13 protein-coding genes are annotated in these 18,964 nt (G+C 70.7%); 3 read left to right on the forward strand and 10 right to left on the reverse strand.

Features of this window, described 5'->3' with window-relative positions; all coding sequences use genetic code 11:
- Positions 1 to 42: 42 nt before the first annotated feature.
- Positions 43 to 726 carry a TetR/AcrR family transcriptional regulator gene (locus tag ACFWIA_RS02300; RefSeq protein ID WP_386999557.1) on the reverse strand — a complete coding sequence of 228 codons (684 nt, stop codon included), beginning with the start codon at positions 724 to 726 and terminating at the stop codon, positions 43 to 45.
- A gap of 243 nt (positions 727 to 969) precedes the next feature.
- Positions 970 to 2,280 (reverse strand): cation:proton antiporter, encoded by a 1,311-nt coding sequence (locus tag ACFWIA_RS02305; protein ID WP_386999559.1) that lies wholly within the window; start codon positions 2,278 to 2,280, stop codon positions 970 to 972.
- Between the two features lie 1,127 nt (positions 2,281 to 3,407).
- Between ACFWIA_RS02305 and ACFWIA_RS02310 the strand changes: the two genes are divergently transcribed.
- Both ACFWIA_RS02310 and ACFWIA_RS02315 read left to right on the forward strand, forming a co-directional pair.
- Positions 3,408 to 5,972 carry a serine/threonine protein kinase gene (locus tag ACFWIA_RS02310; protein WP_386999561.1) on the forward strand — a complete coding sequence of 855 codons (2,565 nt, stop codon included), beginning with the start codon at positions 3,408 to 3,410 and terminating at the stop codon, positions 5,970 to 5,972.
- Positions 5,973 to 6,181: 209 nt separating this feature from the next.
- Complete coding sequence (locus ACFWIA_RS02315; RefSeq protein WP_386999563.1) at positions 6,182 to 8,443, forward strand: DUF2786 domain-containing protein; 2,262 nt, start codon at positions 6,182 to 6,184, stop codon at positions 8,441 to 8,443.
- A gap of 189 nt (positions 8,444 to 8,632) precedes the next feature.
- On the opposite strand, the gene ACFWIA_RS02320 is transcribed toward ACFWIA_RS02315, so the two are convergent.
- Genes ACFWIA_RS02320 through ACFWIA_RS02330 form a run of 3 tightly spaced genes read right to left on the reverse strand, consistent with a single transcriptional unit; the run spans position 8,633 to position 9,995 of the window.
- The gene (locus ACFWIA_RS02320) at positions 8,633 to 8,848 is read right to left on the reverse strand and encodes a DUF397 domain-containing protein (protein WP_386999565.1); all 216 of its coding nucleotides are present in this window, start codon (positions 8,846 to 8,848) and stop codon (positions 8,633 to 8,635) included.
- Between the two features lie 56 nt (positions 8,849 to 8,904).
- Positions 8,905 to 9,120: a DUF397 domain-containing protein gene (locus ACFWIA_RS02325; protein ID WP_386999567.1), complete on the reverse strand. Its 216-nt coding sequence runs from the start codon at positions 9,118 to 9,120 to the stop codon at positions 8,905 to 8,907.
- On the reverse strand, positions 9,117 to 9,995 hold the full coding sequence (locus ACFWIA_RS02330) for a helix-turn-helix transcriptional regulator (protein WP_386999569.1): 879 nt from the start codon (positions 9,993 to 9,995) through the stop codon (positions 9,117 to 9,119). Before ACFWIA_RS02330 ends, ACFWIA_RS02325 begins: the two co-directional genes overlap by 4 nt.
- Before the next feature lie 198 nt (positions 9,996 to 10,193).
- Here ACFWIA_RS02330 and ACFWIA_RS02335 point away from each other — a divergent pair, with 198 nt between their 5' ends.
- Positions 10,194 to 10,742, forward strand: coding sequence for an ATP-binding protein (locus ACFWIA_RS02335; RefSeq protein WP_386999571.1), 549 nt, complete (start codon positions 10,194 to 10,196; stop codon positions 10,740 to 10,742).
- A 76-nt stretch (positions 10,743 to 10,818) separates the two neighbouring features.
- Here the strand turns inward: ACFWIA_RS02335 and ACFWIA_RS02340 are convergent, their stop codons facing one another.
- The 5 genes from ACFWIA_RS02340 to brxD form a co-directional block, all read right to left on the reverse strand.
- Positions 10,819 to 11,913 carry a DNA alkylation repair protein gene (locus ACFWIA_RS02340; protein WP_386999573.1) on the reverse strand — a complete coding sequence of 365 codons (1,095 nt, stop codon included), beginning with the start codon at positions 11,911 to 11,913 and terminating at the stop codon, positions 10,819 to 10,821.
- 128 nt (positions 11,914 to 12,041) lie between these two features.
- Entirely contained in the window at positions 12,042 to 13,235 is a 1,194-nt protein-coding gene (locus tag ACFWIA_RS02345; RefSeq protein WP_386999575.1) for a serine hydrolase domain-containing protein, read from the reverse strand.
- A gap of 146 nt (positions 13,236 to 13,381) precedes the next feature.
- Complete coding sequence (locus tag ACFWIA_RS02350; RefSeq protein ID WP_386999577.1) at positions 13,382 to 15,253, reverse strand: DNA/RNA helicase domain-containing protein; 1,872 nt, start codon at positions 15,251 to 15,253, stop codon at positions 13,382 to 13,384.
- Between the two features lie 181 nt (positions 15,254 to 15,434).
- Complete coding sequence (locus ACFWIA_RS02355) at positions 15,435 to 17,612, reverse strand: DEAD/DEAH box helicase (RefSeq protein WP_386999579.1); 2,178 nt, start codon at positions 17,610 to 17,612, stop codon at positions 15,435 to 15,437.
- Positions 17,612 to 18,943 carry a BREX system ATP-binding protein BrxD gene (gene brxD / locus ACFWIA_RS02360; RefSeq protein WP_386999581.1) on the reverse strand — a complete coding sequence of 444 codons (1,332 nt, stop codon included), beginning with the start codon at positions 18,941 to 18,943 and terminating at the stop codon, positions 17,612 to 17,614. The genes ACFWIA_RS02355 and brxD overlap by 1 nt, the downstream gene beginning before the upstream one ends.
- Positions 18,944 to 18,964 lie beyond the last annotated feature (21 nt).

The raw sequence follows: 18,964 nt of genomic DNA on the forward strand, positions 1-18,964 counted from the left end.
TGGCAACGCTCAGGCGGGCTTACCTCACCTGGTGCGAAGCGACTACCGGTTGTTCGCGGTCTCCTTCGCGCGCAACAACCCGTCGATGACCGCCGCCAGGCCCTGCCGATGAGTGTCACGGGCATTGAGTTCTGCCCATCGACCGGCGACCGCCGCCAACTGGGGGTGCGTGTCGCTCGTCAGGCCGGCGACGACCTGGTCCTCATGGGTCGGCCCGGTGGACCGATCGCGTCGGCGCTCGCCGTTCACGCGGATGATCAGGTCGCCGACGATGGAGAACCAGATCGTGCGGTACACGAACACGGCGTGTTCCGGAGTGTGGCCGTACTCCACCGTGGCGCCGATCATCTCCTCGACGAACCAGAGGGCCGAGGGGGCGACGAGGTCGTCACTGGCCAGTACCTGGACGATCCACAGCCGGTCGGCGAGCAGCTCGTAGAGCATGAGTGACACGGCGACGAGCCGTTCGCGCGGGTCCTCCGGCAGTTCCGGGCGAGGTATGCCCTGAGCCTGAGTTTCCATCAGGAGGAGAAGCAGCTCGTCCTTGTCGCGCACGTGGTAGTAGAGCGCCATCGGTGCGCTGTCCAATTCGTTCGCCAGGCGCCGCATCGAGAGTTTTTCCGCGCCCTCGGTCTGGAGGATGCGATCCGCCGCGGCGATGATGACATCGAGAGACAAGTGAGGTGGTCGACCGACGGCCTTGGCGCGGGACTTTTCTGCGGGCATCTCATCCTCCATATGGGCGGGGAAACTCTAGCATTCCAAGCCTTTGCTGTTGGGTGGGTCATGTGCGTGCGTTCTTGCCTTATTTGAGAAGGCGTCATGAAAGAAAGCACCTCCTGCTTCCCCCCGCCTGGCGCTGAGCGGTGACACGTTCCCGCGGATGATGTCCATCCCCGCAGTGATCCTCGCGGCACCGGCCGGTGATCACATCGAACCCGGCCCGCGGGCACGTCTCGACGCGGCGGCCTACACCGACGGGGGCGCTGTGGCCGATCCCTCCGATCGGGCCCGTGGTCCGACCTGCTCGACGCGTACCGGAACCCTCGGAAGGAACGGTCCGGTGAGCGCAGTCGTGAACAAGGCCATCACGACCATCATGGTGAACATGCGGCCGTCCAGGACGCCGAGGCTCACGCCGGCATTCAGGATGATCAGTTCGGTGAGGCCGCGCGTGTTCATCAGGATGCCGAGGGTGCCGGCCTCCCGCCACGGCATTCCGGCCAGCCTCCCGGGAACCGAGGCCCCGATCAGCTTGCCGGCGCAGGCGACGGCGATGATGGCGACCAGTTCGATCAGGTCGCGTCCGGACAGCGCACCGATGTTCACGTTCAGTCCGGTGACGATGAAGAAGACCGGCAGCAGCACCAGGCTGATCCCGTCGAACGGCCGTTTCACTCCTTCGCTGAGCACGCCGAGCGGCTCCCTCGGCATCACGAAGCCGAACGCGAACGCACCGAATATCGCGTGGATTCCGATCCACGTCGTCGCGTAGGAAGACAGGAACAGGCCGGCGACGAAAACCACGAAGAGCTGCGGCGGCACCCGGTCTCGGACCCAGCGGCGTACGAGGGACGACAGGAGCGGGCGCACGACGAACAGCATCACCGTGACGTAGAGCACGGAAAGGAGAACCGTTTGCGCGAACTGCCCGGAACCGCCGGACGCCGTCACGATCGCTGCCACCAGCGCGAGCAGGCACCAGGCGAGGACGTCGTCGATGGCCGCGCTGGCCAGAGCCAAGGCGCCGACGCGCGTTCCCATCATCCGGTGTTCGGTCAGCATCCGAGCCAGGACCGGAAATGCGGTGATCGACATCGCCGCGCCCATGAAGAGTGCGAACGCGGTGAAGGAGATGTGATGTCCGTTGACGGTGTCGTGCCGGTCGTACAGCAGCGCCGCGAGTCCGATGGCCAGGCCGAAGGAGACCACGACTGAGGCGATCGAGACGGCGGCGGCGGTGCCGTGTCGACCTTGCAGCAACCTCTTGTCGAACCCCCAGCCCACGCCGAACATGAAGATGAGCAGCCCGACTTGAGCTATCGCCGACAGGTACGGCCGCACCTCGCCCGGGAAGATGTGGGAAGGGAGATCGCCGGGGAGCAGGCCGAGGAGGCTCGGCCCCAAGGCGATGCCGGCGATGATCTCCCCGACGACGGGAGGCTGGCGCACGTATCGGACCAGCCAACCCAGGATCGAGCCGGCGACGAGGATGATGGCGATATCGGCCATCGTGACGGCGATGAGCAGTTCTGAATTCTGAGCGGATAAATCCGCCATGACCGGCCTCCGTGAAGAGGGGCTGGAGTTTGCTGAGGCTCTGGCTGAGTGCACGCGTGAATCGGGGCCGGGGCGGCTCGTGGAGGGCGCCAGCTAGGACACGTTGGGAGTCGCGTGGTGCAGGGGAATGTTGGGGATGCGGAGAACATCGTGGACGTTCACAGGTGGTATTGCGCCGCTTCCCGCTACGGTGTCCGGTCCTCGACGCTGGAACTCCTCTGTCGTGATCTCCTCGAATCCCCCACGAACAGACGATTAAAGTCGAAACAAATATCACAAGAGTCGCCCCGATGTGCAAGCCCTCAACATTGCCATTCCGGGGCACCGGCAATGCGACTCATTCCGGAGCTTCCTGCCTGGTGTGCGCCGGCGCGTAGCCCTTCGGGAATCGAGGAAGTGCCTTGTGGTCTGCGGTGAAGGACCTGTGGGATTCGCCGCCGCCCAACACGCTGGAGGTCCTGTTCTGTTGGCCCGCAGCGAGCGCGTGCGACCAGGGGTTGCGCGTGGCCATGCCGTCACCTACCTGCTCGTCGGCAAGAGGAAGCAGACGGAACTGGGTCCGTTCCGGTCGGCCGGCCATGTGGCCGGAGTGCCGGTCTACGACATCCGTCCCGAGAGCACCGGGACGGGACGCGTACGCGTGGACACCAAGGAGACGACCGAGGCCACCTGCACGCAGTGGACCACGCGAAGATCGGCCACCCGGTCTGGCGGACAGCCGTGGGGATCGTTCGCAGGGGAGGCCCTGATCACCGGGGGGCTGCGGCTCGAACGACGCGAAGCGTCTCAACCTCTACCGGGTGACCGACGACACGCTCCTGTTGAGCGCCTGGCAGCAGAAGCCTCCGCCGAAGCGCGGCGCCCACTGGTCCGAGGTCATCCTCCCGGCACCGGGTGACGCTAAGCCCGGCTCCGGTGTCGTGGACGACCTCACCGGCACGCTCCGGATCAAGGGGGACACCGGGTGCACGGCGACGCTCACGCCCCACCACCCCTTCGAGGGGGCGAGTTCTCTCGAACGGCGGACCTCGCGGTTCGAGGCGCCGTTACAGTGCGGGCCACCGCAAGACGTGCGTCGCGCTGACATGCGCGACAGGAACGCACACGCGAAGGTCCGTAGGGGGAGCATGACCGTCGTACCAGAACCGTCGGACGGGGATCCGACGCAGGACTTCCGGGCGGCCGGAGCGCCGAGCAACGCGGAGGACATCACCAGGGTCGAAGCTGTGGGCGGCGCGGGCGGCCGTACGGACGTCACCCGGCGGGAGACGGTGCCGGGGGCCACCGACGCCACGCGCGTCGAGACCCGACCCGGGGGCGGGGCGCCCCCGGCGGCGGGCTGGATCCACGTACCGACCGTCATCAACGAACGTTACGAGATCGTCCAGCCGTTGCCTGCCGGTGGTGAGACCGTCGCCGTGCAGCACGTCAGGGACCGCCGGGACGGCTCGGAGTGGGTGGTGAAGCTCTACCGGGGCTCGCCCCGTCGCAACGCCCCGGTCATGACGGCGCTGAAGGAGGCGGACCACCCGAACGTCGTCCACGTCCGGGACTTCGGTTCGGAGCGGGACGCCCACGGCACCGACTGGCCCTGGGAGGTGCTGGAGTACGTACCCGGCGGCTCGCTCGGGGCGCTGCTGCACCAGCGCGGGGCGTGCCACGAGAACGATGTGCGCGCGGTCCTGACGCAGACCGCCCGGGCACTGCACTACCTGCACACCGAACTGCGCGTCGCCGACCGCAGGGGCGCCGCGCACCGGGACGTGAAACCCGCCAACATCCTGCTGCGCGGCGAGAACGCCGCCGGCTTGGAGGTGGCCCTGGCCGACTTCGGTCTCGTCGCGGAGACCCGCGAGACCCGGCAGACCCACATGGTCGCGGGCAGTTGGAAGTACCAGGCACCGGAGACCTGGCGCCGGGCGGATCGGCGTGCCGCCCAGGACTGGTGGTCGCTCGGCGTGGTGGTCGTGGAGATGCTCACCGGCCGGAACCCCAATGACGGCGGCGTCGGTGGCTGGTCCGGTCCCGAGGTGCTGTTCGATCACCTGACCACGCACGACGTCGACCTGAGCGGTGTCGAGGACGCCCGGTGGCGGCTGCTGTGCGCGGGACTGCTGACCCGGGCACCCGAGCACCGGTGGCAGTACGGGCAGGTGTGCGCCTGGCTCCGGGGCGCCAGCCCGGGGGTGCACCGTGCGCCGACGCCCCGGGGCGCCAAGCCGCTGCGGGTCGGCGGCGCGACCTACGACGACCTGGCCGACCTGGCCGAGGCCATGGCGGACTCGGCCTGGCCCGTGGCCCGCAGCCCGTTCCTGTCGGCCGGCTGGCTCGCCACCGTGCGCGCCTGGCTGGAGAAGGAGTTCGACGGCGGCGGCATCCCCGGTGAACTCGTCGAGCAGCCGGCCCAGGACGCGCGGGCCGCGGCCGTACGGGCCGCGGCCTTCCGCGCGGCGGTCCTGAAGGGTGCCCCGCCGAGGTTCGCCGGCCACCGCGCCGACGCCGCGGGGCTGGCCGAGTTGGCGGCGTCCACCAGCGCGGCGGACCGGCGGCTGATCGCCGTGGTCAGCGGCGAACTGCTGCACGTCTTCGCGTCCCACCCCTGTGCCACCCCCGGCGCGCCCGGCCACCGGCAGTGCGGCGGGAACTGCCGGGTCCTCGCGCGGGCCGCCGAGACGCTGCCGGAAGAGGAGGCGAGGCTCGCGCGGGAGATCACGGCCCTGACCTCGCGCACGCAGGGCACGGCGACGGCCGGCCTGGCCGACACCCTGCGCGGACTGTCCCACCACCGCGAACTGCGCGTGCTGTGCCTGCGCACGGTCCTCGATCCGGCGAGCCAACGGCGGTTGCGGTGGAGCGTCCAGGGGCAGCGCGCGGCATCGCGACCGCGCGCCTGCGCCTGGTGGATGGACCTGTCCGACAGGGCCCTGCGCGATCGCGACTCCCTGGCGCCGCTCCTGCTCGCGCAGGTACTGCTGCCCCAGGCGAAGGCCGACGGGCTCCGGGAACGGCGCAAGCCGGACGGCCCCAGGGAACGCCGGCGGGCCAGGGCCGAGGAGGTCGCGCGGCGGGCGGGGGCGTCCGTGCTGCGGCTGTGCTCGGACCTCCTCACCGTGGCCCTGCTGTTCTGCGTCTCGCTCGTCGCCCTGTACGTGGCGGTCGTGGCCTCGCTCACCTGGTCCGGGGACCGGCCGGCGACCGACCTCCACGCGTACGCGACGATCGCGGCGCACGTGCAGTACCAGTTGAGCGTTCCGCTGGCCGCGGTACTGCTCGCGCTGGTCGTGTGCCACCGCACGCCCGCCCCGGCGGCCAAGTCCGCCGGGTGGCTCGTCGTGGCGTCCGGCGTGGTGGTCGCCAGACTGTTGTGGGAGGGCGAACAACACCACCTCCGCTTCCCGTACCTGCCCGGATCGGGCTTCCGGGACCTCCTGCGGGAGCTGGCGACACGGCCGGGCGTCCTGGAGCATCCAGGAACCACCGCCTCCGTGGCCGCCGTGATCGGGTTGGCCTGCCTGTACGGCATCGGGCGCTGGGCGGACCGCCGGGCGGTGCGCCCCTACGGGCGCTGCTCCCCCTGGGCGACCAGGGCCCGTACCGTGATCGTCCTGGTGGTGTTGGTGACGCTGATCGGTCCCGCCTACGACGGGTGGCCGACCGAGGTGATGCCGGCGGAAACGACGGAGTTGTGGTGACCGACTCCGTTCGGGAGGTGCCGTCTTGACTTCCGAGGGAGTCGTCTCCTACCGGATCGCACGTGGTCCGGCGCCGTGGACGACGCTCCTCGGCCACGGTTGCGGCGTCCCCGTCCGGAGACCCGCGTCATGCGGAAGACTGGGCGGTCGCACGGACGACAGGGGCCTCTCCGGTGGGGACGCGGGACGCCCGGGAAGAGGGGGAGCAGATGAGCTTGCGGGGCTCGGAACCACCAGCGGAGGGTGCCTTCGGGGAGGCCCGGCAGAAGTGGCTGGAAGCCCGGGTCCAGGACCTCACCAAGGTCCTGGAGAGGGACGGAGCCCAGCTGTACGGCCTGCTTCCCCGCGATCTCGGCGATCAGTGGTGCGTCGCGGCAGCCACCACCGCCCGCGTGGCGGCGGACCACGCCAGTGCTCGGCCCGTGGGCGACACGGTTCGCTGGCTTGAGCGACTGATCCCCGGGGGCCGTCCCCACGAGCTGACGGCTTCGGTGCGGGAACTGCGCGGCCGGCTCGTTCCCGGCGACGAGCCGGCGCTGTGGTCCTGGAACGCGGGACCGTGGGCGGACCTGCTGCTGTGGTGGTGGGGGCGGAACCAGCCCGGCACCGCCCACCGGGAGCGGGACGTCGCCGAGTGGGGTTCACGGTGGTCGGTGGACTTCCGGTGGGACGGTCCCCACGACCACCCCGAGCGGGCGCCGCGCCGCCACGGCCGGGAACTGCGCACCCTGGCGGGGTTCTTCGTCCACGAGCCCGAACCGCTCGGCCTGCTCGCGCGGGCCGTGCTCGACGCACCGGAGACGACCGCGGAGGTCCAGGACGCCGTCCTGCTGCGTGAGGAACTCCTCCAGGGCGCCGGGCACCTGACGTGGATCGCCGAGCAGCAGGCGTGCGTCGCACAGCTCGAAGCCTGGCGACGCGCCCAGCAGGCGGTGGGGTCGGACGCGACGCGCGGCTTCCTCGCCGAACTGTCCGAGGCGGTCAAGAGGTACGTGTCCGTCGTCCTCCAGCCCGTGATCGACGCACTGTCCGACTGCGAGCGCGCCCTCCTGGGCGACAGCAGGCACGGTCCACGGCGTTCCGCCGCCGACTACCTGGACGCCTTCCTCGACTTCCTCGACTGGCAGGGCAAAGCCCCGGGCGAGGAGGGGGCCGCTTCCCGGGCGGCGGATTTCGTGGCACGGGGCAGGACCACCTGGCAAGGGATGGAGGGTTCCCTGCCGGTCTGGTACCACGTCGTCACCTCCTCGCAGGAGAAGGCGGCGGCGAAGGCGTACTCGGGAGCGCCGTCACCGTCCGTCCTGCGCGTCAGGACCGGTGCCGAACCCGTGCCGGAGCCCGAGCCCGAGTCCGAGTGGTACCCGGAACCCGGCATCGACGTCTCCTACGACGGCGGCAGCGCCTTCGACCTCGGTGCGCTGTTGGCCGTGGCCCGACTCGGTTACGCCCGGCTGGAGTTCCTCACCGTGGGAGCCGACGGCGGAGTCCAGCGACTGCGTACGGTCCTCGCCCGGGTCCGGGAGGAGGACCGCCTCGGCTGGCGGCGCTGGGCACTGGCGGCCCTCGCGGTACTCGCCCCCGAGCCCGAGGACCTCGCCGACGCGATCACCCGGCAGGGTGACGACGGCGGTGCGGATCATCAGGGGCCGGACGACGAGGAGGGCCCTCAGGCGCGCGGGACGCCCGAGGAGCACACTGCGCGCGCCCCCTCCGGCGGCCTGCCGCCCGCGCTCCTCAGCAGGGTCAGGGCGCTGTTGCGGCAGGCCGAGGACCCGGGCGTCACGGAGCAGGAGGCGCGCACGTTCCTGGACAAGGCCACCGAGCTGATGGCCAAGTACGGCATCGAACAGGCCATGCTCGACGACGAGATGGAGCCGGACCGGCCGGTGGACAGGGTCGTGGACGTGCATCCTCCGTACGTCACGGAGGGCCGACGCCTGCTCAGCTGGATCGCGAACGAGATGCGGTGCCGTGCCGTGTACCCCGGAGGCACGGAGCACCGGCACCGGGTGCACCTGTTCGGTTTCGAAGCGGACCTCCAGGCGACCGCGGTCCTCTTCACGAGTCTTCGCCTCCAGATGCTGAGCGGGGCGGACGCGGCCGACGCCCGACACCGGCCGCAGGGCGAGGACGCGCGGGCGTACAAGCGGTCCTGGATGCTCGGGTTCGTCCGCGAGGTCACCCTGCGCATCGGTGCGGCCCAGGGGGCGGCGCGGGCAGCCGCCGATGCCGAGCAGCAGACCGACCCGCTGCGGTCGGGACCGGGCGGGCGCAGTGTGGCCCTGGTCCTCGCGGACCGCTCCGCCGTCGTCGAGAACCGGGTCTCGGCCCGCTACCCGAAGCTCGGCAAGGCGCGTCCGACCAAGTTCAAGGGCACGGGCTACTGGCAGGGGGTGGCGGACGGGAAGCACGCGGAGATCGGCGGGTCGGCCCTCGCCGATGAGGAGGACGTGGCGCAACTCGCCCACTGAGTGCGGTCGGTGGGGCGAGGGTCGGCGAGGCCGCGGCCCACTTCGTCGTGTGCAGCGAGAGGGGCGATGCGTGGTGCGGACTTCGGACGGGGACACGAGCCCCCTGGAGCGCACCGGCGCCTGAACCGCAGCGCGCAAGAACCCTGCCGCCCGATGAGGACGACAGGGCTCCCGTGGTACGTACGACCGTCAGGTGTCGCGCTCGGACGAGGCGATGTCGACGAGGTCAGCCCAGGCGTGAGGTGATACGCGGAGGACCGGTCCGGTCGCGGTTTTGGAGTCGCGGACGTGCACGATTCCCGTACCGGCGGCGACCTCTACGCAATCGCCGCCCTGGGTTCCGCTGTAGCTGCTCCTGAACCAGGTGAGGCGGGGTGCGTCGGTCGAGGTTTCAGCGATGTTCATAGCTCTCCCAGTCACCTCTCGATGAACTCCAACGACTCCCGTGGTGCGTACGACCGTCAGGCGTTCCGCTCGGACGAAGCGACGTTGACGAAGTCCGCCCAGGCGTGAGGTGATACGCGGAGGACCGGTCCGGTCGCGGTTTTGGAGTCGCGGACGTGCACGACTCCTGTACTGGCCGCGACCTCTACGCACTGGCCGCCTTGGGTTCCGCTGTGGCTGCTTTTGAACCAGGTGAGGCGGGGTGCGTCGGTCGAGGTTTCAGCGATGTTCATAGCTCTCCCAGCAACCCTTCGATGAACTTCAACGACTCCCGTGGCGTGAGAGCCTGCGAGCGGATAATCCCATAGCGGGCGGCGGTGAGGACCGTCTGTTCCGGGTCGGTCTCAAGAGCGCTGGTGGTGTACGTCTCCGAGTACACGAACTTCTTGCCGTCCTTGCGGGTGACCACGGTGAACGGCCCGTCCACGCCCGGATTGTCCTCGCAGACCAGTGGCATGACCTGGATCTCGACGTTCCCCTTCTGGCCGATCAGGAGGAGGTGTTCCAGTTGCCCGCGCAGGACGCCCGTACCGCCGTAGCGATGCCTTAGCACTGCCTCACCCATCACGAAGCTCAGCAGGGGGGTTGGCCGGCGTTCGAAGATGTCTTGCCTGGCCAGTCGCGCGGTCACGCGTTGGTCGATCGTTTCCTGATCCAGGAGGGGGCGCCACATGGCGAGCAGCGCACGCATGTAGTCCTCGTTCTGAAGCAGCCCGTTGACCACGAGAGCGTCGTACGCAAGCAGTTCGACGCACTCCTTCTCCAGCGCCGCCATGCCCTGGAAGAACACCGAGTACTGGGCCCGTTCCACCTGGTCCTTCCACAGGGTGAGCAGCCCGCCCGCGCCCAAGACCTCGTCCGCCTTGTCGATCGTCCTGGGGGACGGAATGCGTCGGCCCTGCTCGAAGGACGCGATGCTGGACGCCGAGTAGCCCAGGCGCCGGCCGAACTCCTCGCGTTCCAGGCCGGCCCGTAGCCGCAGGGTCTTCATGCTCTGCCCGAAGGCCAGGACCACCCCCTGGCCGGATCTGTCCGCCGCGCGACCGCCCGCTCCGTCGTTTCCGTCCCAACCGTCCCCGAGGGGCGTCCTCTTCTCGTCCGTCGTCATCGCGTTTCCGCCCTCGTCGTCCGTGCATCCGGTCACACCGCACCCCCGTCGCTGGTACCGCCGTCCCCTGCACAACTCCGTTGCCGGGGACGGCGTCACGCCGCGCGCCGCGTACAGGTGTCGCCGTCACGCGTACAGAACGGTGCGTGAGAGCGGTGAAGCTGGTCACGGCAGGCGCCGGGCGGAACGGTTGGCGGCATGATCCACGAACCGGGCGAATTCCGCCGTGCTGACCGATGCACCCGTGCCGTGCGCCCCTCGGCCCCTCGGTCCGTCCCCCTCCGTCTGGCCTTCGCGATGCGCTTCACCTCCACGGCGCGCGGCGCCCGCCTCGCCCGGCGGTTGGTCGGGCACCGGCTGGACGCGTGGGGCGTCCCGTACGGGAGCGAGCCGCACGAGGCGATCGTGCTGGTGGTCGCCGAGCTGACCGCGAACGCCGTGCGGCACGGCCACGTCCCGGGCCGGGACTTCGACCTGTGCCTGCGCGTGGTCGACCCGGGGCGGACCGTGCGGATCGAGGTCACGGACAACCGGTCCGGGCGGGTGCCGCCCCGTCCGGAAGCCCTGTGCGCGCCCGGCGACGAGGACACCGGCGGTCGGGGGCTGCTCCTCGTCGCCGGTCTTGCCACCCGCTGGGGCTGGCACCCGCGGCCCGACACCCCGGGCAAGACGGTGTGGGCGGAGTGCGCGTTGAGGGAGGGCGACCGGTCCGGCCGTCCGGCAGGGGAGGCCCGCCATCACGGGTGACGCGGTGCCCCGGGTCTTCCCGGCTCGTCGACGACCGCCGCAGCCTGATCGATCGGCAACTGCCGCACGGCGTCGGTCAATCGGTGTGCAGGTGGAAGGCGGCCTGTTGGTGGGGGCGGCCGTTGACCTGGATCTGCACGAGGTGGCCGCCCGGGTGGTAGCGCCGGGTGGAGATCGGCTTGAAGGAGTGCCGGCGGGTGGTCCGCCAGGTCTCACCTGGGGCGAGCGAGCGGGTGGTCAGCTTGAACACCTTCGGGGTGAGGCTGCCGTTGGCCTTGCGGTGGTGGATGACGTAGTCGATGACCACCTCGGCGGGCCGGTCGGAGGCGTTGGTCACCGCGCAGTCGAACACCAGGTGGTCGCCGACCCGGATCTCGGGCGTGGTGACGTGCGGGCCCTCGACGGTGACGGGGAGGTCGGGGGAGTGGCCCAGCAGGGTGAGTGCCCCGGGGTCGCCCGCCTTGATCAGGGTGCGCAGGCCGTGGCGCACCACCCGGTCGGTGGTGGGCTCGGGCGCGTCCAGCCAGCGGGCCGCCACCTCGACGGCGAGTGCGGGATGGTCACGGCTGATGTCGTTGAGGTGGTTGGACACGGATCTGCGTACGTACTCGGACTCGTCCCGGTACAGGGCGTCCAGGAGGGGCACCGTCGGGCTCGGGTCCCGGATGAGCGCGGGGATCTGGGGTGCCCAGGGCAGCCGGGGCCGGGTGCCCTCGCTCGCCAGCCGCCGGACGTGCGGGTCGGGGTGCGCGGTCCAGGGCGTCATGGCCGTGAGCGCCCGCTCCAGATCGGCGAGGAGGAACGGGCGCACCCCGGTCTCCGCGGTGAGCCGCGGGGTCAGGTCCGCGAGGAGGGCGAGGGCGGGTTCGAAGGCGTCCAGGCCGCGCACGGCGACCGCTTCGGCCGCCGGGTAGATCATCCAGCCGGTGAACTCCTCGTCGCCGAGGGCGGTGTGCAGGACCCGGGCGAAGGCCGGGTAGTCGGTGGGCAGGTCGGCCAGTACGGCGTCCCGGATCGCGGTGACCCGGCCGGTGAAGCTCAACCCGCCCAGTTCGTCGCCGCAGGCGCGGGTGCGCTCCGCGGTGACACCCTCGTCCCGGCCGGCCCGGACCAGGCACCGGGCCAGGGCGGTGGTGGTGTCGGTGTTCAGTAGTCGTTCTGCCAGGGACACGGCCTGGGGTCTCCTCGCGGTACGGGCGTACGGGTGCAGGGGCGTGCGGCGGCACCGGCAGTGCCGCCGCAGGACACCCTGTCACCCACCACTGACATCGACGTCCGAGCAGCGCAGGAGACCCTCGCTCAGCGCGGGACGGAAGCCGACCCCCTCGCCGTTCCGGGCTCGACGCCGCAGAACTCGGCCTCCAGGGCGTCGAACATCCCCTCGGTGCTCCAGTCCCCGTTGAGGTTGAAGGCGAACGCGTGGCGACCGTCCTCGGTCGTCGTCGCGTACGAGACCGAACCGACCCAGCCTCCCCCGTGTCCCCACAGCGTCTTGTTGCAGCTCGCCGTGTGCCGTTCGAGGCCCAAGCCGTAGTCCGAGCCGGGCGGCGTGGTCTTCATGGCCTTCAACTGCCGCGGGGAGAGGAGCTTGCCCTTCATGAGGGCGCTGTAGAAGCGGGTGAGGTCACCCGCGCTGGAGATCATGTCGCCCTCGGCCCAGGTCTGGGACGCGTTCTGCAAGGTGACGTCGTAGATCTTCGTCGCGGCCGGGTCACGGGTCAGCTTCGAGTACGCCCGGCTGCTCGGTCGCGGCATCAGCGAGCTGTTACCGGGCATGACGGTGGCGCGCAGCTTCAGGGGCTTGATGATGCGGTCGCGGACCTCACGCTCGTAGGTTCGGCCGGTGACCTCCTCCATGATCAGCGCGGCCAGCACGTAGTTGGTGTTCGAGTACGCGTAGTCCGTGCCGGGCGCGAACGTCGGGGGATTGGCCATCGCGGCGTCGACCGCCTCCTGCGGCGTCCTGGTCTTGAAGCGGTTCACGTGGAAGCCGGGTTCGAGGTACTTCCGGCCGTAGGCCGGGTCGTTGATGAAGTCGAAGACCCCGCTGGTGTGGTTGAGCAACTGCCGTACGGTGATCTTGCGCCCGTCGTGCCCGTGGCCGCGCACCGCGCCCGGGAGCCAGGTCTCGACCGTGTCGTCGAGGTCCAGGCGACCCTCGGACTCCAACTGGAGCATCACGGTGGCGACGAACGTCTTGGTGATGCTGGCGATGCGGAACCGGTCGTCGGCCTTGCGCGGGGCGCCGGTCTTGAGGTTGCCGACGCCCGCGGTGCCCCGCCAGGCGCCGGCTTCGGTCAGGGCCTGTCCCGTGACACCGGGGATGCCGCCCCGGACGATGCCCTCCAGGGCCCGTTGGGTGGCCCGGTGATCGCGTTCGGCGCCGTCCGGGTGGGCCGCCGCCTGCGCCGGTGCCGTGAAGGCGGAAGCGGCCAGTGCCGCCGCCACCAGTCCCACCGCACCCGTACGTGCTCCACCTCGTCGTGCTGCCATGGACGGCTCCCTCGCGGTTCGTCGTGCCGTGGCCGGATTGGGCCGCACGGTCACGATGCCGGGCGCAGTCGCGACTGCCCCTGCACTGCGACAGACCGCGAAGGGAGAGGGGAAGGTTGATTCCGGCGCGCTCGTGAGCCGGTGGGCTATGCGTCAGCAGGCATGAGCGAACGCAGCTTCTCGCGGGTTTCCGGGTCCGTCGAGTAGACGACCGTTCCGATCATGCCTCGGGTCAACAGGACCTTGTAGGTGTTGCGGACGAGCCGGTCGACGTCCTCGTCCGGGGTGGCCTTGGTGAAGACCGGGTCCTTGGAGGCGGTACGGTCCACCACCCAGCGGTCGGTCCGCCAGACCAGGTCCGGCCCCATGATCACGCCCGACCAGTCGTACTCGAAGCCCTGCGCGGTGTAGACGCATCCGACCTGACCGAAGCCAGCGGGATCGGTGGCCCACAGGGCAGCGGGCGGCGCACCGAGCAGGGACCGATCCCCGAAGAGGTTCCACGGCCTTTCCCAGCCGCCGATGACCACGTCCGGAGGCAACGCCGTCATGCCGGGAGTGATCTTCTTGGTCCACTTCCAGCAGTAGCCGGCCGACATCCGCGCACCGTAGCCCTCGGCCCGCCGCGCAGCCAGCAACTCCTCCAGCTCGTGCGGGCTGTCCACGGTCAGCAACTGCACCTTGCCGTCCGGCTCCCAGACCGTCGGCCCGTCGCCCTCGAGGCCCAGCAGGCCGGTGACCCACCCCAGGTACGCCTCACTGCCACCGCAGCGGAACTGGCTGTCCAGACGAACGACCGTGCACTCCAAGCCCTGCGCGGCCGCGGCTTCTCGGATCTCGTCCACCGTGCCCATCTCGCCCGGACGCACCACCTGGTGCTGGTCCAACAAGAACACCGGTACCCGGGCGGCGTCCATCAGCTCCGCCACCTGCGGGCGGCCGGTGCGCAGAGCGGCCCGGGTGTAGCGGTTGGCGGAAGTCCTGCGCAGCCGGTGGGCCTCGTCGCAGACGAGCACGTCGAGGTCATTGGGTTCCGCCTCCATGAAGCTGTTGAAGTAGCGGAAGAGGTGCTGGACCTCGGGCTTCCGCGCGCCGGCGACCTTCCGCATCGTCTTGGTGAACGACTGCGAGCCGGTCGCGTGCAGGGCGGGCACCCCACGGCGGTAGAGGTCCCCCAGGAGGGACAGAGCGATCACGCTCTTGCCCGAACCCGGACCGCCGGCCACCACGACCACCTGCTTGTGGTTGGACCGTCGAGCCTTCCGCACCGCGGACATCACCGTCTCGTAGGCGAGCCGCTGCTCGTCCAGGAGCACGAACTGCTCCCGGGTGCGTACCTCGTCGGCTGCGACCTTCATCAGCTGCCTGGACGGCCGGGCCTTGCCCTGGAGCAGTGCGTCGGCCGCGTCGGCGCCCGACTTGGGCGCCAGCAGGGCGCGCAGGTGGTGCTGGAGGGCGCCGCGCTGCTCGCCGGTGAACATCCTCCCCCGGTGGTCTTCGACGACGGTGCGCAACCCGGCCACCCCGAACTCGGTGGCGTTGTGCAGGTACGCCACACCGGCGACCGAGTCCGGGCTCTGTTCCAACGCCCCGTTGAACGACACCAGGTAGTCACAGTAGCCCCGTACCTGTGCGACGGGGTGGAGAACCGGCTCGGGGTACGCGTCGACGCGGCAGCGCAACGGGTCGCTGTCCTCCGGGTGTGCCTCGCTCCACTGCTTGAGCTCCACCACCACGTACGAAGGCTCGCCCGTGCCGGGATGCACCCCGGCGAGTATCACGTCGGCGCGCTTGCTGGTCAGGGGCAGGCTGTACTCCAGGAGCACTTCAACCGCGCCGAGCCCGGCCTCGACCAACGTGTTGGCGAGGGCGGGGATGCTGCGCTCCCAGGAACGCACCTCCGACGGGTGGGGCTGATGGTGGTGGCGGTGCAGGAAGTTCTCGGCGAGGACCTCCGAGATCCGTCCTTCGACATGGGTGCGTTGGGCCAATGACGCCGCGGACTCACGGAACAGCAAGGAGGTCGCCCCCAGGCAGCACGAAGTGACTCGCGCGGGTGGGGGCGTGTCCTTCGGTTCCACGGAAGTGGAGCGGAAGCCCGTCGGGCCGCTGAGATGGTTCTCGCCATTCTAGAACTCTTCGTCCCGGTAAGGCCGCGGGCCCTTGACAGGCGGCCCTGCTCTGCGTGCCGGGAGGGATTCAGTTCGTCTGGAACCGCACCGGTTCCCGTAGCGCTGCGCGGGCTCCCTCGAAGTCGGCGAGCCGCGCGGCCAGGGTCGCGACCGCGAGCCGTTCGGGGAGCGCGGCGGAGAACTTCAGCCCGCGCACCGCCCGGCGGTCGACGTCAGGGAGGACCAGCGCGGTACCACCGTCGGTCCCTTCGTGGGCCGTTCGCCACAATGCGGGGGTCACGTCCTCCCGGAGCCGCACCCAGCAGTCGGTCGGCTGTTGGACGGGGTCGGTGATCGACCGGAGGGTGGCCGCGAGGGTCGCGTTCGCGCGGTAGCCGGCCCAGGTCCACCAGCGGACGTCGGTTCCGTGGCGGGAGACCAGGGTGCCGCCGGGGTGGACCATCTGCGGGGCGTCCTCCTCGCGCCACTCGGCCAGGCAGGCCACGGCCCGCCGGGTCAGTGAGACGGACGGGTCCGCGCCGAGCAGCACTTCGCGCATCGCGCGGGTGAGGGTGTGCGACAGTCCGGCGAGGGAACCGCCCGTCCACTTGGCGACGCCGCCGCTCTCGGCGGGCTCCACGAAGACCCGGCGGCGGCCCCAGTCGATGAACGTCACCTGCCAGCTGCGTCCGCCGAGCAGCAGCCGTCGGGGTCCCGGTCGTTCCTCCGTCAGCACGGAGGGATCGGTCCGTCCGATCTCCTTGCGCCCCGACAGGACGGTGAACTGTGGGGGCGCGGTGAACGAGGCGGTCAGTTCGATGAAGTGGCGGCGGCCGAACCTGCGTTCCGCCTCGGGACCGATGAACAGCATGCCGCCGTCCGCGTCGAGGAAGCCCTCGTCCGTCAGGTGCCGGAGGACGGGAGCGGCCGAGCGATCGAAGGGCGCCAGCCCGTTCCACAGCTCGGGCCACAGCCGGTCGCCGATCCGGTGGTGCTGCAGGGTGGCGGCGAGTAGTTGTTGTGCCACGAGGTGCCGGGGCTCCGGCGGCGGGGTCACCGCTTCGATCCAGCCGCGCCCCCAGAGCAGCAGCAGCGCCGCGGCTTGGAGCAGCGCGTCCTTGGTGGTGGCGAGCAGCAGACAGTTGCGGGTGCTGCCTGGCCGTCGCCCTGTGCGTCCGATGCGCTGGAGGAACGCGGCGACGGTGCGGGGCGAGTCGATCTGGATGACGCGGTCCAGATCGCCCACGTCGATGCCCAGTTCCAGGGTGGAGGTGGAGACGATCACACAGTCCCGAGCCTCGGCGAACGCCTGTTCCGACCGGGCCCGTTCCTCGGCCGACAGGGAGGCGTGGGACAGGAACACCGTCACCTCGCGGGCCCGTAGCGCCGCGCCCAGCTCCTCCACCTGTCGCCGGGACTCGCAGAACACCAAGCGCTTCTCGCCCCGGTGCAGGGCGGCGATCAGCCGGGCGGCGTTGCCCAGCGAGCCAACGTAGTCCAACTCCACCTCGCCCGGCGGCGGGGACGCATCCCCTCGTACGGTGCCGGGGGCCGGAGCGAGGTCGGGGGCGATGACCCGTCCCGGGCGGGTGCCCGCGCCGGAGCCCTGGAGCCAGGTGAGGAGTTGGTGGGGGTTCCCGACGGTCGCTGACAGTCCGATCCGTTGCACGGGGCGCCCGGTGACCCGCTCCAGTCGCTCCAGTACGGCCAGCAGGTGCCAGCCGCGGTCGTCGCCGGCGAAGGCGTGCACCTCGTCCACCACCACCGCCCGGACGCCACCGAGCAGCCGGGCGTGATCCGTCTTCACCCCGATGAGCATGGCCTCAAGCGACTCGGGGGTGGTGAGCAGGACGTCCGGGCCCTGGACCCGGATGCGGCGCCGCTGGGACTCCTTGGTGTCGCCGTGCCACAGCTCCGCGCGGCGCCCGAGCCACTGGGCGTAGGAGTCGACGCGGGTGACCAGGTTGTTGAGCAGCGCTTTGAGGGGGCACAGGTAGAGCACCGAGGTGCCGGTCCAGCGCTGTGCGGACATGGCCGAGAGGATCGGCAGGCAGGCGGCCTCGGTCTTCCCGCCCGCGGTGGGCGCCAGGAGCACCGCGTCCTCGCCGTCCATCAGCGGGTGGATCGCGGCCCGTTGCAGGGGACGCAGATCGGGCCAGCCGAGCGTGTTCACCACGTGGTGCAGGACGACGGGGTCCAACCGGTCGACGGGGTCGGGCAGGGACGGGCGGGCAGTGGGCTCGTCGGGACCGTCGGCTCCGTGCATCACACGTCCAGGTCGATGTCACCGGCGGACACGGCCGAGGCGAGGTTCCGCTCGACGGCGGTGAGTTCGCTGCCCGTCACCGTGAGCCGGTAGTGCTGGCGGGGGTCGAAGTCCTCGAACTGGTCGATCCGGTCGAGGACGTCACCGACCAGCTTCTTGAGGAAGAGACGGGGTGCGACCCCGGCCTTCCCGCCGAGGGCTCCGCCGACGGCACGGGCGAGATCGGCGATGTAGGCGTCGTCCGCGAGCGTCCTTACCCGGTCGGGGGCACCGGCGCCTTCCGCGTACAGGTCGCGGATGGTCGTCCCCAGGTCGACCAGTGACTCCTGGGTGAAGCCGGGCAGCCGCAGTTGCACGGCACGCGGGTTGTCGAAGCGCGGGTCGGTGGTGAAGTCGGTGGCGAGCCGCTGGGCGAGCGGGGCGAGGCGCTGCACGCCCTGCGGGCCGTCGTAGAACGCGGGCGTCCCGGTGATCACCAGGTAGAGGCCGGGGAAGCGTCCCGAGTGGACTTCGTCGATGAGTTGCCGCAGGGCGTTCAGGGCCTTGTCCCGGGCGTCGGACCGGACGCGCTGGAGGGTCTCCACCTCGTCCAGGACGACGAACAGTCCCCGGTGGCCGGAGTCGCGCAGCACGGTCAGCAGCCCTTGGAGGAACCCGAAGGCCCCGAAGTGGTCGAGGTCGCCGCGGACCCCGGCGGACCGGCGGGCCGCCGCGGCCACGTGGGGCTGGCCGCCGAGCCAGGAAAGGACGGCCGCGGCGGTGGCCTCGTCCCCATCGGCGAGGGCGGAGCGGTAGCCGCGCAGGGCGGTCGCGAAGGAGGGGGCGTGTCGGGACACCTCCGCGAGCCGCGCGATCAGCAGCTTCTCGACCTCCTGCGGCAGCGCGTCCTCGTCGGCGCCGGCGGCGAGGGCGTCCTCCTCCAGTGCGTAGAACCAGGCGTCCACCACCGGCCGCAGGGCGCTCGGCGGGAAGCTGGCGGTCGCCAATCGCTCGGTGAGCCGCCGGTACACCGTCTCCAGTCGGTGCAACGGGGTCTCCGTCTCGGAGATCTGGATCTCGGCGACGGCGAGCCCGCGACGCTTGGCCCGTTCGCCCAGCCAGCGGGTGAAGAAGGTCTTGCCCGAGCCGTACTCGCCCCGCACCGCCTTGAACACCGACGCCCCCGAGGCGACCGCGTCCAGCTCCGCGTTGAGGGCGCTTTCGTACCGGTCCAGGCCGGTGGCCAGCAGGTCCAGTCCGCTGTCGGGCACGGCGCCGCGACGCAGCGCGTCGAGCACGGTGCGGCGACGGGCGGCGGACACGGAGGTACTGGTGGGACGGGGCTCGATCACCGCCCCATCCTCCCATCCGGC

The sequence above is a fragment of the Streptomyces sp. NPDC127068 genome (assembly GCF_042724695.1).
Classification (GTDB): Bacteria; Actinomycetota; Actinomycetes; order Streptomycetales; family Streptomycetaceae; genus Streptomyces.